This window comes from Robertmurraya massiliosenegalensis JC6, assembly GCF_000311725.1.
Lineage (GTDB): Bacteria > Bacillota > Bacilli > Bacillales > Cytobacillaceae > Robertmurraya > Robertmurraya massiliosenegalensis.
In genome coordinates this window covers 202,705-217,198 of the sequence record NZ_HE978515.1, presented here as the reverse complement: position 1 = coordinate 217,198, position 14,494 = coordinate 202,705, and the positions used below count along the sequence as shown (strand labels likewise).

Sequence of the window (14,494 nt, the reverse complement as noted above, 5' to 3'; positions counted from 1 at the left end):
CTGTTGGGGGCTGTTTCTCTTTTCTAACACAAGGTATTGGATAATGATAGAAATAGAAAAGTGTGATATAACTGAATTAAGTGAATCAAATAATGGATTTGGAGGAGATGGGATGGCAGTTCTTCTGTCGAAGGGGCAAAAGGTAGATTTAACGAAAAAGACGCCTAATTTACATAGCATTTTAATTGGATTAGGCTGGGATATAAATCAATTTGGTGGACCGAGCTATGATTTAGATGCTTCAGTTTTTTTACTTGATCAAACAGGAAAAGTAAAGGGCGAACAAGACTTTATCTTTTACAATAATCCAGTTGGTGGAAATCAATCTGTTTTTTACAGTGGTGATAATCGCACAGGAATAGGTGCCAATGATGATGAACAAATACGCATTGTGCTACCATCTGTTCCTTCCTACATACAACGGATTGCTTTTTCGATAACCATTCATGATGCCCAGTTAAAGGGTCAAAACTTTAGTCAAATTTCTAACGCTTACGTACGAATTGTAAATGAACAAACACAAGAGGAATTGCTTCGCTTTAATTTACAACAATTTACGGTGGAAACTGCTATCGTAGCTGCCGAATTATATCGACATCAAAACGAATGGAAGTTTAACGCCATTGGTAGTGGTTTTCAAGGAGGGTTGGCAGCTCTTTGCCGAAATTTTGGTTTAGAAGTAGAAGAGAGTCAGCCTTCACAGAATAGAGGGGTTAATCAGACACAAAGCAATTCTTATTCGACTCCATCACAATCCTTTGGAGCGCAAACAAATCAGCCTTCGTCTTTTGGTGCTCCTGCAAATCCGAATCCATCGTTTGGACAATCTAGTCAAAGTCCGTCATATGGTACACCTAATCAATATGGCCAACCATCTCCAAATACTTTTGGCGATTCATATAGCAATCAAACGAGTCGCCCTACCCATGATGGCTACCAAAGAATGGCGGGAACGTCTTCAGGTGATATGGCTTGCCCTCGCTGCCATTCAGACTATATCTCTTCAGGAAAAAAAGGTTTTGGTATTGGAAAGGCAGCAGTTGGCGGATTAGTTTTAGGACCAGTTGGACTACTAGGTGGTTTTATTGGCGCTAATAAAATGGAGTTTCGCTGTAACTCCTGCCAATATAAATGGTCATTAGATCAAACGGATTTTCGCCGAATGTTCCAAGAACAAAAAGATAATGCAAGAAGATTACTGCAAAAATACAACAATAATCATTCCGTATTGGACGCTTTAATGGCATCCTGCGCATTAGTTGCCATGGCTGATGGCCATTTAGACCGGAGTGAACAACAGAAAGTATATGATTTCATCCATCAAAGTGATGAATTACGTTCCTTTAACACCCAACAAGTAATCGCACGTTTTGATCACTTCGTACGAGGATTACAGATGGACCCGATCGTTGGTAGAGGAGAAGCATTACGAGCTGTAGGAAAGGTACGTGATCAATATGACTTATCGCGATTAGTGGTTCGATATGGAATTGCTATTGGTTTTGCTGATGGTGAATTTGCTCGTGCTGAGCAAGAAACGATTCGTGATATTTGTAATGAATTACGACTGAACCCAGGTGAATTTCTGTCTTGATGTGCGAATAAAAGTCTTTCCTATTAACGTAAAGGGAAGACTTTTATAATGGTCTGAGAATATACAAATTCCCTCGACTTAATGTTCGTATAAGGAACGGTATAAAAAGATAACAGGAAAAATTCCGCTTAAGGGTGAGAGATGTTTGGGCGAATGAGACAAACCGAAGCTTCCTACATTTTAAAGGAGCTTTTTTCTTATTTAACCTAAAATTTGCTCGTAATGGTTGAAGATGCTGAGCGATTACTATTTAATTAATAAAATCTTGAGATAGTGTTGTAGAAGGGTTTAGAACGATTAACACTTGATTGTGATAAGAAAAACAATAGAATTCTATTATATTAGCAAAGAAAAAAATGGAAACGTTTCATTTTCGAAAAATTAAAAATTTATTAAAAAAACAGTTTATATTCTGACAACTCTAATTTATAATAAAAAAGAATTATACAAAAATAGGGGGAATTATATGGAAGCTTTTGTTAGTTGGTTAAATGGAATTATTTGGAGTCCTGCGCTTGTTTACTTATGTTTAGGAGTAGGACTAGTATTCTCAATCGCTACAAAGTTTTTACAAATTAGACATATTGGCGATATGGGTAAATTAATGTTTAATCGCGAGTCATCTAACGCAGGAATTTCTTCTTTCCAAGCAATCTCGATGTCTTTAGCAGGAAGAGTCGGTACAGGAAATATAGCAGGGGTAGCAACTGCGATAGCATTTGGTGGTCCTGGTGCTGTTTTCTGGATGTGGGTCATTGCTTTTCTAGGTGCAAGCTCAGGTTTCATTGAGGCAACTCTTGGTCAAGTGTACAAAACAAAGCAAAATGGTCAATTTCGTGGGGGTCCAGCCTTTTATATTGAAAAAGGTCTTGGAATCAAATGGTATGCGATACTATTTGCAATTGTAACCGTTATTGCAACAGGTGCTCTATTACCAGGTGTTCAATCTAATAGTATGTCAACTGCTATTGATACCGCATTTGGAATTAACCCTTGGGTTTCGGGTATTACTGTATGTGTGATTTTAGCTATCATTATATTTGGTGGCGTAAAGCGTATCGCCAAAACAGCAGAATTTGTCGTACCAGTGATGGCTGTAGGGTATATTTTCGTAGCTCTTATTATCCTTATTATGAATATTGATAGAGTCCCAGAAGTATTTGGACTTATTTTCTCTAGCGCATTTGCGATGAACTCTGCATTCGGTGGGATTTTAGGTGCGGCTATTTCTTGGGGAGTAAAACGTGGAGTGTATTCAAATGAAGCAGGTCAAGGTACTGGTCCACATGCTGCTGCAGCTGCGGAAGTCTCTCACCCAGCGAAGCAAGGTCTCGTTCAAGCGTTTTCTGTTTATATTGACACTTTATTTATTTGTTCTGCTACAGCATTCATGATTCTTATCACAGGAATGTACAATGTTACGCCTGAAGGTGAAGAAGCAATTGTTGTGAACTTGGCTGAAATGGAACCAGGACCAGGGTACACTCAATCAGCCGTTGAATCAGCAATGCCAGGATTTGGTGCTCCATTTGTAGCGATTGCTTTATTGTTCTTCACTTTTACAACCATTATGGCATACTACTACATGGCTGAAACAAATCTAGCTTATATTAACCAAAAAGTAAGGCGAGTATGGTCAGAATATCTCTTGAAAATTGTCTTTATTGCGATGGTTTTATATGGTTGCGTGAAAACAGCGGATGTTGCTTGGGCTCTGGGGGATGTCGGAGTTGGAAGTATGGCTTGGCTCAATATTATCGCCATTCTTCTTTTAGCTAAACCGGCACTTGCTGTTCTGAAAGATTATGAGGAACAGAAGAAGGCTGGAAAGGATCCAGTATTTGATCCAGTTAAGCTTGGAATTAAAGGTGCTGATTTCTGGGAAAAAGAATACAAGTATCCAGGTGTGGAAGGGAATAAGAAAAATACAACATCTGGAACTACGTTAGACAAATAAAGCTACTCAAAAATAAATAGAAAGGGCACTCATTTGAGTGCCCTTTCTCCGTCTGCAAAAATCCCATTTGAAAACGGTTAAATTTTTGACTTTACTTTTAGTTTTTGATTATGTTTATCATCAATTAATCGCTCAATACGTGCGATTTCTTTTTTATCTGTTAAGATTTCCTGTTTATTTCTACTTATTAATGTCTGCATGGACACAAATTGTTTTCTCATGTGTAAGCTCCTTTCTACCAAGAAAAATGTCGAAACTTAGTATATAATAAATATATCAAAATTTTCAGAAATAATCAAATGTTTTTGTAGTAAAACAAGAAACATTAATCGTTATTCTAAAATTATTTCCTTATACCCAGTTGTCTCTACCAATAAACCGAATTAACGAAAAGAGACAGAGATTTTACCCCTGTCTCTTACATTATGTCGCCATTACTTGACCACCGTTCACATGAAGTGTTTGCCCTGTAACAAATCTCGAGTCATCAGAAGCTAAGTAAACAAAAGTAGGAGCAAGCTCGAATGGTTGCCCTTGACGTTCCATCGGATTTCCAGCAAGAGAGACTTCATCTGCGGAAAAACTAGAAGGGATGAGAGGCGTCCATATTCTTCCTGGTGCTACTGCATTGACACGAATTCCTTCCTTTACTAGACTATTTGCTAACGCTCTAGTAAACCCAACATTTGCTGCTTTGGTAGCGGTATAATCGATTAACTGATCAAATCCAACATATGCGACAACAGATGCCGTATTAATGATCGAACTGCCAGGTTTTAAATATGGTAAAGCTGCTCTTGTTGTATAAAAATGAGAATAAATATTTACTTTAAAGGTGTCATCAAATTGCTCATCACTTATATCAAGGAGACTTAACTGTTGAAATTGAATTCCAACATGATTACAAAGGATATCCAACTGACCAAATGCTTCAATCGTGTTCTCGACAATATCGATACATTGTTGCTTTTTTCGTAGGTCTCCAGGTAAAAGGATACATTTTTGTCCTAGTTCTTCAATTCGATGTTTCGTTCGATTTGCATCTTCATGTTCATCTAAGTAGGCAATCGCTACATTCGCACCTTCTTTAGCAAAGGCGATGGCAGCAGCTGCACCAATTCCACTATCTCCACCAGTAATGAGTGCGACCTTTCCTTTTAGTTTTTCACTCCCTTGATAATTAGGGTTTTCTATAATCGGTCTAGGAACCATGTGTTTTTCTACTCCAGGCTGGCGAAATTGACGCTGTTCCGGTACAGTAAGGGGAATCTCTTGGTATTGCGTGATTTTTCCATAGTGAGGATACATAGGGTAATCGTTTGTATTTTCTTTTTTTGTCATGATGGCCTCCTCCAATCAATTGTTCTGAGTTACTTTATGAATTTTTAACAAATAAAGTGCATTCGTACGGGCTCTTTTACAAAGGAGAACGAATACCGTGTTAAAAAGTCAATGAAAGTGGGGATCACCATGTACGAATACAATCCAGAAGTAACCTATTTGCTTATAAACCATTCTGAGGAAAAAGTAGAGGTGTTTTATCAGAACCAATCATTTCAATTGCCGTTGATTGGCAAAAGACCACCATATTATGCTTATCCAAAATATGAGCAGTCTTACCCAATCATTTAAAGAAGGCTTAATGAAAATGAATGATTATTATGCCCTTGTGAAACTTACCCATCATTTATTCGTATATATACTATAGAACTTTGAAATAAGTGGGGGTACAATGAATGACATTTCGAGCAAAAATAGATTCTTTATTTGTAAAGATTATTTTAGCAGTCGTAATCGTGATAAGCACCGTATTTCTTTTGCCGGTGATTTTAGAAGATGAAATGAAAGCATCAGAACTTTTCATTGTACTCTCCTTAATGGTGTTGACAGTTGCTTTTATTCTTCATAGTGCTTTTTCCATTAAATACACATTTCATGAGAGGTATTTATTCGTGAAAGGTGGTTTCTTTAGAAGTCGGATTCCATATGAAGAAATAAGCAGAGTATGCGCCACCAATGAAATATTTTTTGGTTATCGACTGTTGTCTTCGAAAGATGCAATTGAGATTTTTTACAAAACTGCTTCGATGGGAAGTGTAAAAATATCACCTAAAGAGAAGGAACTCTTTCTTATGGAGTTAAAGAAGAGGGGCTCTCATATTAAGATGGACTTTCCAAATATGAAAATCGTTCATTAAACAGCTCCATTTTCAAAGCGATGAATATTGTTATTTTCACCTATAACAATAAGAATGTCACCTGAATAAATGACTTCTTCAGCAGATGGCGATACGATAATGTCACCTTCCCTTTGGAGTCCAATAATATTGCAACCATATTTCGAACGTACATCTAATTCAGAGAGTGTTCTTTTATGGATTTTCGTTGAAGCTAAAATTTCTACGATACTATGTTTTTCTGAAAGCTCAATATAGTCGATGACTTTATCTGAGATCACATGGTGAGCAATTCTTTTCGCCATGTCTCTCTCAGGCTGTATTACCCGATCTGCACCGATTTTTTCCAAAACCTTGCGATGATAGCTATTAGCTGCTTTTGCCCAAACTTGAGAAATCCCTAAATCCTTTAACAACAACGTTATAAGGACACTTCTTTCTATATCGTTTCCAAGGGAAACAATGGCATGGTCCATATTTTTAATGCCTACTTCTTTTAATCTCATTTCATTAAGGGCGTCTAAATGGACAGCCATCGTCGCATATTTTTCATATTTTTCAACGCGTTCTTTATTCTTATCGATTGCCAAAACATCAATTCCAAGGGCACTGAATTCCTCTACAAGACTGCCACCGAAACGACCTAATCCGATAACGGCAAACTGCTTATTCATTTTATTCCTCCGAATTATCGTTTTTCTATTAGGATTTCCAAGTCATTTTACTTTTATTAAACATTAAATAATTCAGAATATTATAATATAAAGAGAGGAGGGGATTAAATGGAACGATCGATGAAAGAGGGTAAAATTTTATGGGAACCATCCAGTCAGTTAAAGAGCCAGTCCAATATGATGAATTTTATGAAATGGCTAAAAACAAATAAAAATCTCCACTTTAAAAATTATCATCATTTGTGGACATGGTCAGTTACAGAATTAGAAAATTTTTGGGAATCTATATGGGAATATTTTCAGATTAAGTCGGTTTCACCTTATTCATGTGTGCTGTCAGAAAGAATAATGCCAGGGGCTAAATGGTTTGAGGGGGCAACATTAAATTATACTGAGCATGTATTTCGAAACAGGGATGAACATGAAATAGCGATCCTTTCAAAATCTGAAACTCGTTCATTAGAAAAAATGGATTGGGGATTGCTTGAAAAAAAAGTAGCCGCATTTGCATCTGCCCTGAAAGCTTCAGGGATACAAAAGGGAGATCGGGTTGCTGCCTATTTACCGAATATTCCTGAAGCGACGATTGCCTTTTTAGCATGTGCAAGTATTGGGGCTGTTTGGTCTAGTGCTTCTCCAGACTTTGGAAGCCATACGGTTATTGAACGTTTTAAACAGATCGAACCAAAAATTTTAATTGCTATCGATGGTTATCGTTATGGTGGGAAGAATTTTGACAGAACGGAAACAGTCAGAGAAATAAAGAAAGCGATTCCATCGATTGAAAGGACAGTTTTTATTCCTTATTTAAATGAATCGTCTTTCAATGAACAGGAAGAAAACATGATCCTTTGGGAGCCGTTCGTAGCAAAACATCGTGATGCTAGACTGCAGTTTACACCATTGCCATTTGATCATCCATTATGGATTTTATTTTCATCCGGTACAACTGGAATCCCGAAAGCGATTGTCCAAGGACACGGTGGAATCTTGCTTGAACATTTAAAACAATGTTTGTTACATATGGACTTAAAAAAGGGGGATCGTTTCTTTTGGTATACGACGACTGGCTGGATGATGTGGAATGTTGTAGTGAGTGGACTTCTCGCTGGCTCAACGATACTTTTATATGATGGGAACCCCGGTTTTCCTACAGTTGAAACTCTTTGGCAGTTTGCTGAAGAAACGGAAATGACAGTATTTGGGACGAGTGCAAGCTTTATCCTTTCTTGTATGAATGCCAGAATGGAGCCAGCTAAATTTGCTCTTCATCACTTGAAAGCAATCGGTTCTACTGGTTCCCCATTACCACCAGAAGGATTTTCATGGGTATACAACAATGTTAAAAAAGATCTATGGTTAGCTTCAGTTAGTGGTGGGACAGATGTTTGTTCTGCTTTTGTAGGTGGTTCGCCATTATTACCTGTTTATGAAGGTGAAATTCAATGTCGAGAATTAGGGGCAAAGGTGGAAGCATTTAATGTTAAGGGTGAAAGTGTGATCGATGAAGTTGGTGAGTTAGTATTAACAGAACCGTTGCCATCAATGCCACTCTATTTTTGGAATGATCCGAGCGGAGAACGTTATCGTGATAGTTATTTTTCAGTGTTTCCTAATATTTGGAGACATGGGGATTGGATAAAAATTTCAACGAAGGGAAGTTGTCAAATCTATGGTCGCTCCGATTCAACGATAAATAGGGGAGGGATCAGAATTGGGACGAGTGAAATATATAGTGCTGTCGAAAGCATGGAGGAAGTAGTTGATAGTCTTGTCATTGATGTCAATCATGAAGTCATGCTATTTGTTGTATTAGAAAAGGGAATAGATTTAACGCCAGTTCTAGAATCAACTATTAAACAGCAAATTCGTCTATCCTGTTCACCACGGCATGTACCTGATCAGATATATTTGATTGCTTCAGTTCCGCGTACACTAAATGGAAAGAAACTCGAAGTTCCAGTTAAAAAAATTCTCTCCGGGACACCAGTCTCAAAGTCGGTTAATATAGGCTCATTAAGTAACCCGAGTGCACTTGAATATTTTGTTAAGTTGGCAGAGACTAATCAAAGCCCAAATCCTTAAATGGATCTGGGCCTCATTGAATTATTTCATTTCTGCCACAACATAATCGGGATGAAGACTAACAAAACGGTTTATTGCTTCAATATAAGCACTAGCACTCGCAAAGATGATGTCAACGTGAATGGCTCTACCCTGATATAATGAATCTCCATGCTTGATTTTAACAAAGACTTCACCGATTGAGTCCTTTCCTTTAGAGATCGACTTAATTTTATAATCAATTAACTCTGCTTGGATGTGAAGACCTTGGTCAATTCCCTTATAGATCGCATCAACAGGTCCATTTCCTTCACCGATTCCTTCAATGATCGTTCCATCCTCTTTTACAATATGAACAAAGGCGCGATAGTCTTTGTTTGCTAACACTTGAAGGCTAAGATCTTTAAAGGTGTATGTTTGGTTATTAACGCTTGAATTTGTTTCCAATAATGCGATGATGTCCTCATCAAATATTTCTTTCTTTCTATCGGCAAGCTCCTTATATTTACTAAAGACTTCCTTCAATTGCTCTGGACTTATCGTGTATCCAAGTTCTTCATATCGTTTATTTAGTGCATTTCGTCCAGATAACTTTCCAAGAACGAGTTTCGTTTCCATAAAACCAACACTTTCAGGCTTAAGAATTTCATAAGTGGTTTTGTCTTTAATGACCCCATCCTGATGAATGCCAGAAGAATGAGCAAATGCATTTTTTCCTATGACTGCCTTGTTGGGAGGGACGCTTATTCCGGTCAACCTACTAATCAATTTACTTGTTTTAGCAACTTCTTTAAGAACAATACCTGTTTCTTTTTGATAATAGTCCTTCCGTGTTTCAAGTAAAGCAGCGACCTCCTCGAGTGCTACATTTCCAGCACGTTCACCAATTCCGTTTACACAGCCTTCGACCTGAAGTGCTCCGGCCTTTATTGCTGCTATGCTATTACTTGCAGCTAGACCTAAATCATCATGGCAATGGCAACTTAGTCTAACCTTTTCAACGCCTTTTGTATGCTTGAGGATGTATTGAAACAGGTCTGCATATTCTTCTGGGGTCGCATAGCCAACTGTGTCTGGGAAATTCAATACGGTTGCACCAGCTTCAATAACCTCCTCTGCGATTTCGCATAAAAACTCTAGCTCTGTTCTCGTTGCATCTTCACAAGAAAATTCAACATGTTGAAAGTGCTGAGCTGCATAGGAGACGCAGTCAACTGCTTTTGCTATCACTTCCTCCTTTGACATAAATAATTTCTTCTCTCGATGAATAGGAGAGGTCGCAATAAAAACATGGATTCCTACATTTTTAATTCCACTAAGGGCTTCAATGACAGCATCAATATCCGCTTTATTGGCACGAGCTAAGCTGACAACTAAAGGCTTCGTGACTGCTTGGGCGACGGCTCTGACTGCAGCTGCATCACCTGGTGACGCAGCTGCAAAACCAGCTTCTATGACATCAATCCCAAGCTGTTCTAGACGTAGTGCTATTTCAACTTTTTCTTCTTGATTTAAGTTAACACCTGGAGTTTGTTCCCCATCTCTTAAAGTTGTATCAAAAAAATAGACTCTGTTACTCATCACTAAAACCTCCTAATTAATATGTAAATGTCTCCGAAATAAAAAAACCTTAACAACGACCAGAGGGACGAGAAAACTCGTGGTACCACCCTCATTTGCTGCTCCTCGCGGAAAACAGCCTTCGTAAGTTAAGGTTTAACTTCACAAATTAACGATTGTGAATCGTTTCTTCTTACTCTTTTTCAGAAGAAAGTCTCAAAGGCGAGATAGAAAAGATTCTCCACCTGTTTTCACCAACCACAGGCTCTCTTAAGAAGAAAAACTTCCCTTGCTCCTTATCATCAACTTTTTAACAATATTTAAAATTCGAAATTTTAAAATAGAATACTACATATTAAACAGAAATGCAATACATTATTCGTTTAAAGTGATAAATAATTTATCTTAAGAAAGAGGAGATAGAATGTTCATCTCCAATAATTGGAGTGAAAAAATATTCTAATATAATAGAGAAAATATTGAATTATTAGATAATTAATGTTATACTAAATAAAAGTTAAGGAGTTGATTTCCATGAATAAGGATTTGCTTAAGTTACCCGAACCGTCAATTGAAGAGCAGCTGTCAATGTTAGCAGAGCAGGTGTTAAACGAATCTTTGATTTCCTACAAAAAAGAAAAGTTAAAGAAGGAAATCGACAAATCCTTAAAAGAACGAAATAAAAAGGAATTCCTTCGGTTATCTTCAGAATTAAACAAAATTTCTTAAACCTTTAGACAGTCTGTTATACAGGCTGTCTTATTTTGGGTATTGATTGTTATTTTATGGGAACACTAGCCGTGAGGTGAACACATGGTTAGAAAAGGAATCGTACTGACTATCTTTATTGTTAGTATTTTTAGTTTTCAAGTACAAGCAGAACCATTACAAATTGAAATTTTTTATATTGATAAAGGGAAGGTCATAAAAGAGCTTCCTAGCAATGAAGTCATCGAGCAAGAAGTTGCTACAATCCTCGCTGGAATAACAGATTTATACCGTGGATTTGAACCTATCCCACCAAAAGGGCATATGATTAAAATACCGTTAGAAAAACCAGTTAAAGTAAAAAACGAGTGGCTAGATGACTTGATTAATGAAGTCATTTTGATCTTTCCAGAATATGAAAACCCCCATCTAATGGTATTTGGGGATGATAATAGCCACTATTTTTTCCAGTTTAATGCCTCCGTGGATGAAATTCTCTCACGATTAGATGTGAAGTTCAAAGGACAAAGAAAAGAATAAGATTGTATAGGCTCGGAGTAAAATGCCCGTCATGAAAAACGACGGGCTTAATCGTGGGATGCTCTTAATCTGCTACCACCATTTTTAATAAATAGTGTGCGAAGGATTCAGCTAATTCCTCACCTGTTTTCTCTCCCTCAGGATTGTACCATTCTTGAATCCAGTTTAAAGCTCCTAATATAATCATTCTGACCATTTTGACTTCAATGCTTTGAAATACTTTCTTTTCAATTCCTTCATTTAAAATGTCATCGAAATAAGAAGCATATTCATTTCTAGAGTTCAATATTTCAAGCAAATATTCATCGGTGAAATGTTGATTTGGTTTATCCATAACCATAAAAATAGATTTTTCATTTGTTGCTAGCATAATATGGGCTTTGACAGCTCTCTCAAGCTTTTCCCTCGCAGATATAGGACTGTTCGTAATGTCCACCATATTTTTAATACTCTTATTCATAATCATTTGGTGACAATGAAAGAGGAGATCATCTTTATTTTTAAAATAATAGTACATCGATCCTTTTGTCATCAAAAGCTTTGCTGCTACTTCCTCCATGGTTGTTCCGTGATAGCCCTTTTCAGCAAATACGGCAGCGGCAGAGCGGAGGATCTCTTCTTTTTTCTTGGCAATTTTTCGTTCTTTAAAAGAGGACATCTTAACTCTCCAATCTTCTTATTGATTTATCCTTTACTATATATAAAACCATATTAAAATCGTTTATTAAAGCAAAATATAGAAAATTATCTGAAATGGCATCATTTTATGAAAGTTTGACATAAATTTAACTAATAGTTTAAAAAATGACTGATAGGATGAACGTTTGAGTTTTTATCAAATAAAAAATAAGGAGTGGTTATGTTTGTCTATGCCATTAACAGGGGTACGTGTGTTAGATTTAACAAGATTATTACCAGGTCCGTATGCTTCATTGCTGCTTGGTGATTTTGGAGCAGATGTAATTAAGGTAGAGGAGCCGAATTCAGGAGATTATGCACGTTGGTACGAACCAAAAGTGAAAAATTCGAGTACGATGTTTCACTCTCTTAATCGAAACAAGCGAAGTATTACTCTTGATCTCAAAAAGGAAGAAGATAAAACGATTTTCCTAGATTTAGTGCGTACGGCAGATATTTTACTAGAATCATTCCGCCCTGGTGTAATGGCTCGACTCGGTTTAAGCTATGAGGATTTAAAGGTTATAAATCCAAAACTAATATATTGTGCCATCACAAGCTTCGGTCAGTCTGGCCCGTATAAAGATGTTCCAGCACACGATATTAATTTCTTAAGCTATTCAGGATTATTAGATTTACAAGGGGAACGAGAAAGAAAACCAATTATTTCTCCCGTGCAAATAGGCGATATTGGTGGAGGCTCCCTCATGGCAACTATTGGTATCCTGATCGCTCTTTTAGGTGCGAGGAAAACAAGGGAGGGTCAATTTGTGGATATTTCGATGCTTGATGGCGTCATTTCTTGGATGCAAGCAACGCTTCCGCAATATTTAACTACAAATTACTTGCCGAAAAGGGGGGAGTCTCCTTTAAGTGGTGGCAAGGCATGCTACCAAATCTATGAAACAAAAGATGGACGTTATTTAGCTGTCGGAGCGCTAGAACATAAATTTTGGGAACGATTTTGCACTGTCATTGAGAAGGAAGTACTGATTCCATATCATGAGGCAGGAGATGAGGTACAAATTAGAATGATCGAGGAAATTCAAGTTGTTATCAAGATGAAGACCTTATCTGAATGGGAAAAGCAATTTGCCAATGTGGATGCATGTGTCACACCAATTTTAACTTTGGAAGAGATGGTTAACCATCCTCAGGTGAAGCACCGGCAGATGATTGAAGAAGTCTATCATTCAGATTCGGGAACAATTCATCATATCGCAAATCCGATTAAACTTTCACGCTCAAAAGCAAACTCGCTTAGGCCAGCACCTGCACTGGGAGAACATAATAAGGAAATCTTCGAAGAGCTTGGGTACACTTATCGTACTAAAGAGGAAAGCGATTAACTAGATCTATAGAAAATAGAAAACAAGCTGACTTATCTCGGCTTGTTTTCTTCAGAGTTTAAGTTTTATTTACCACCATTTCCACCAGTTTTTTCTCTTTGTTTTTGCTGCAGCGACTTCTCGATAACTTGAGAGCATTCCTTGAAAAGCTTCTTCACGATCGCGGATTTCTTCGGTTGATTGTTGTAATTCACTGACCTTATTTAGAATCGTTTCCTGCTTGGCTTCAAGTGTACCGACCATTCGTTTTAAATCTCTTTTTGATTCGGATACCGTTTTTGATACCTTATTCCAATTAGTGTTTTGTTCTCTTGAAGTGATGTTTGAGGCATCTTGCATCTTTTTAGCAATCTTTTCAAAGGTATCTTGTGATGATAATGAAACGTGCTCAGATAGGGTTTCGAATGATTCGGAAGATTGTTCCGAAACGTGATGGATGACACTTGAAAGTTCCTGAAGCTCTCCCTTTCGTTTGTCATTTGCCCTTTGAATAGACTTTGAAATTTCTTTAATGGAATGGAGAGAAGAAGAAGCGATTTCAGATTTTAGATTTTCAGTGATTTGTTGTTGATTGTAAGTTAATTCTTGCTTGATTTCATTCACAATATCTTGCTTGTACATATCCATGATGGAATATACATCTGCTTCACTTAATTGTGGTTGTAATTCCTCTTCGGTACTGTCAACGTCTGGAACAGATAGACCGGTTTCGACTGTTTCGGAAGGGGTCTCCGAACTACTGGCAAAATGTTTTTGTAAGAGTGAGCGGATCATATCCTTACTGACGTTTTGTTCACGCATTTCTTTGATCTTTTTCAAAAGATTAATTTCATTTTCAGTGAAGAATCTTGCTCCTTGCTTTGTACGAGGAATAACTAAAAGCCCATTAAGATCTTTCTCCCATTGTCTAATCGTCCCAGTAGGGATATTTATTTTCTTTGACACTTCTTTGATTGAATACGCTCTTACCATTTTATTTGTTTGCATAATTTCAATCCTTTCCATCTTGTTTGTCATTAATATTCTGCTATGAGGGGCTCCTTTTCCTGCTATGTGACAAAACCTATCAAAAGAAGAAAAGAATCTGCAAAATATTCATAATTTCTAGTGGGAAACTAGACAATAAGGCTATTATTCTTTATTTTTAGAGGATTTGGTTTTGTTTTATTTCTCGGGAAAGCGCAAGACTTGAC

At 37.2% G+C, this 14,494-nt stretch carries 14 protein-coding genes and 1 other annotated feature; of the genes, 8 read left to right on the top strand and 6 right to left on the bottom strand.

What is annotated here, in order from left to right; genetic code table 11:
* Positions 1-43 precede the first annotated feature (43 nt).
* Entirely contained in the window at positions 44-1,594 is a 1,551-nt protein-coding gene (locus BMSHG_RS17370) for a TerD family protein (RefSeq protein ID WP_019155737.1), read from the top strand.
* A 466-nt stretch (positions 1,595-2,060) separates the two neighbouring features.
* The gene (locus BMSHG_RS17365; protein WP_019155736.1) at positions 2,061-3,551 is read left to right on the top strand and encodes an alanine/glycine:cation symporter family protein; all 1,491 of its coding nucleotides are present in this window, start codon (positions 2,061-2,063) and stop codon (positions 3,549-3,551) included.
* Between the two features lie 77 nt (positions 3,552-3,628).
* Here BMSHG_RS17365 and BMSHG_RS28040 read toward each other — a convergent pair whose 3' ends face one another.
* Entirely contained in the window at positions 3,629-3,772 is a 144-nt protein-coding gene (locus tag BMSHG_RS28040) for an FbpB family small basic protein (RefSeq protein WP_019155735.1), read from the bottom strand.
* A 202-nt stretch (positions 3,773-3,974) separates the two neighbouring features.
* The gene (locus BMSHG_RS17355; protein WP_019155734.1) at positions 3,975-4,892 is read right to left on the bottom strand and encodes an SDR family oxidoreductase; all 918 of its coding nucleotides are present in this window, start codon (positions 4,890-4,892) and stop codon (positions 3,975-3,977) included.
* Between the two features lie 129 nt (positions 4,893-5,021).
* Here BMSHG_RS17355 and BMSHG_RS17350 point away from each other — a divergent pair, with 129 nt between their 5' ends.
* Both BMSHG_RS17350 and BMSHG_RS17345 read left to right on the top strand, forming a co-directional pair.
* Entirely contained in the window at positions 5,022-5,183 is a 162-nt protein-coding gene (locus BMSHG_RS17350; RefSeq protein WP_173391076.1) for a hypothetical protein, read from the top strand.
* Between the two features lie 104 nt (positions 5,184-5,287).
* Positions 5,288-5,749 carry a PH domain-containing protein gene (locus BMSHG_RS17345; RefSeq protein ID WP_019155732.1) on the top strand — a complete coding sequence of 154 codons (462 nt, stop codon included), beginning with the start codon at positions 5,288-5,290 and terminating at the stop codon, positions 5,747-5,749.
* Here the strand turns inward: BMSHG_RS17345 and BMSHG_RS17340 are convergent.
* On the bottom strand, positions 5,746-6,402 hold the full coding sequence (locus BMSHG_RS17340) for a potassium channel family protein (RefSeq protein ID WP_019155731.1): 657 nt from the start codon (positions 6,400-6,402) through the stop codon (positions 5,746-5,748). The two genes, BMSHG_RS17345 and BMSHG_RS17340, sit on opposite strands and share 4 nt — an antisense overlap.
* A gap of 108 nt (positions 6,403-6,510) precedes the next feature.
* Between BMSHG_RS17340 and BMSHG_RS17335 the strand changes: the two genes are divergently transcribed.
* On the top strand, positions 6,511-8,487 hold the full coding sequence (locus BMSHG_RS17335) for an acetoacetate--CoA ligase (protein WP_019155730.1): 1,977 nt from the start codon (positions 6,511-6,513) through the stop codon (positions 8,485-8,487).
* A 21-nt stretch (positions 8,488-8,508) separates the two neighbouring features.
* On the opposite strand, the gene BMSHG_RS17330 is transcribed toward BMSHG_RS17335, so the two are convergent.
* Positions 8,509-10,047, bottom strand: coding sequence for a 2-isopropylmalate synthase (locus BMSHG_RS17330; RefSeq protein WP_019155729.1), 1,539 nt, complete (start codon positions 10,045-10,047; stop codon positions 8,509-8,511).
* A gap of 60 nt (positions 10,048-10,107) precedes the next feature.
* Positions 10,108-10,338: a binding site (T-box leader), on the bottom strand.
* A gap of 222 nt (positions 10,339-10,560) precedes the next feature.
* On the opposite strand from BMSHG_RS17330, the gene BMSHG_RS17325 reads away from it, so the two are divergent.
* Both BMSHG_RS17325 and BMSHG_RS17320 read left to right on the top strand, forming a co-directional pair.
* Positions 10,561-10,755 (top strand): IDEAL domain-containing protein, encoded by a 195-nt coding sequence (locus BMSHG_RS17325; RefSeq protein WP_019155728.1) that lies wholly within the window; start codon positions 10,561-10,563, stop codon positions 10,753-10,755.
* A gap of 84 nt (positions 10,756-10,839) precedes the next feature.
* On the top strand, positions 10,840-11,274 hold the full coding sequence (locus BMSHG_RS17320) for a hypothetical protein (RefSeq protein WP_019155727.1): 435 nt from the start codon (positions 10,840-10,842) through the stop codon (positions 11,272-11,274).
* 64 nt (positions 11,275-11,338) lie between these two features.
* On the opposite strand, the gene BMSHG_RS17315 is transcribed toward BMSHG_RS17320, so the two are convergent.
* Positions 11,339-11,932 carry a TetR/AcrR family transcriptional regulator gene (locus BMSHG_RS17315; RefSeq protein WP_019155726.1) on the bottom strand — a complete coding sequence of 198 codons (594 nt, stop codon included), beginning with the start codon at positions 11,930-11,932 and terminating at the stop codon, positions 11,339-11,341.
* A gap of 211 nt (positions 11,933-12,143) precedes the next feature.
* Here BMSHG_RS17315 and BMSHG_RS17310 point away from each other — a divergent pair, with 211 nt between their 5' ends.
* A complete protein-coding gene (locus BMSHG_RS17310) occupies positions 12,144-13,301 on the top strand; it encodes a CaiB/BaiF CoA transferase family protein (RefSeq protein ID WP_034659096.1) in 1,158 nt (385 codons plus the stop codon).
* A gap of 69 nt (positions 13,302-13,370) precedes the next feature.
* Here the strand turns inward: BMSHG_RS17310 and BMSHG_RS17305 are convergent, their stop codons facing one another.
* Entirely contained in the window at positions 13,371-14,318 is a 948-nt protein-coding gene (locus BMSHG_RS17305) for a MerR family transcriptional regulator (RefSeq protein ID WP_083879384.1), read from the bottom strand.
* Positions 14,319-14,494 lie beyond the last annotated feature (176 nt).

Excerpts from the sequence above, each read along its gene's own strand:
- BMSHG_RS17335 (WP_019155730.1), top strand. The coding sequence starts at position 6,511 with ATGGAACGATCGATGAAAGAGGGTAAAATTTTATGGGAACCATCCAGT.
- BMSHG_RS17310 (WP_034659096.1), top strand. The coding sequence starts at position 12,144 with ATGCCATTAACAGGGGTACGTGTGTTAGATTTAACAAGATTATTACCA.
- BMSHG_RS17305 (WP_083879384.1), bottom strand. The coding sequence starts at position 14,318 with ATGACAAACAAGATGGAAAGGATTGAAATTATGCAAACAAATAAAATG.
- BMSHG_RS17325 (WP_019155728.1), top strand. The coding sequence starts at position 10,561 with ATGAATAAGGATTTGCTTAAGTTACCCGAACCGTCAATTGAAGAGCAG.
- BMSHG_RS17320 (WP_019155727.1), top strand. The coding sequence starts at position 10,840 with ATGGTTAGAAAAGGAATCGTACTGACTATCTTTATTGTTAGTATTTTT.
- BMSHG_RS17345 (WP_019155732.1), top strand. The coding sequence starts at position 5,288 with ATGACATTTCGAGCAAAAATAGATTCTTTATTTGTAAAGATTATTTTA.
- BMSHG_RS17350 (WP_173391076.1), top strand. The coding sequence starts at position 5,022 with ATGTACGAATACAATCCAGAAGTAACCTATTTGCTTATAAACCATTCT.
- BMSHG_RS28040 (WP_019155735.1), bottom strand. The coding sequence starts at position 3,772 with ATGAGAAAACAATTTGTGTCCATGCAGACATTAATAAGTAGAAATAAA.
- BMSHG_RS17315 (WP_019155726.1), bottom strand. The coding sequence starts at position 11,932 with ATGTCCTCTTTTAAAGAACGAAAAATTGCCAAGAAAAAAGAAGAGATC.
- BMSHG_RS17340 (WP_019155731.1), bottom strand. The coding sequence starts at position 6,402 with ATGAATAAGCAGTTTGCCGTTATCGGATTAGGTCGTTTCGGTGGCAGT.
- BMSHG_RS17330 (WP_019155729.1), bottom strand. The coding sequence starts at position 10,047 with ATGAGTAACAGAGTCTATTTTTTTGATACAACTTTAAGAGATGGGGAA.
- BMSHG_RS17365 (WP_019155736.1), top strand. The coding sequence starts at position 2,061 with ATGGAAGCTTTTGTTAGTTGGTTAAATGGAATTATTTGGAGTCCTGCG.
- BMSHG_RS17355 (WP_019155734.1), bottom strand. The coding sequence starts at position 4,892 with ATGACAAAAAAAGAAAATACAAACGATTACCCTATGTATCCTCACTAT.
- BMSHG_RS17370 (WP_019155737.1), top strand. The coding sequence starts at position 44 with ATGATAGAAATAGAAAAGTGTGATATAACTGAATTAAGTGAATCAAAT.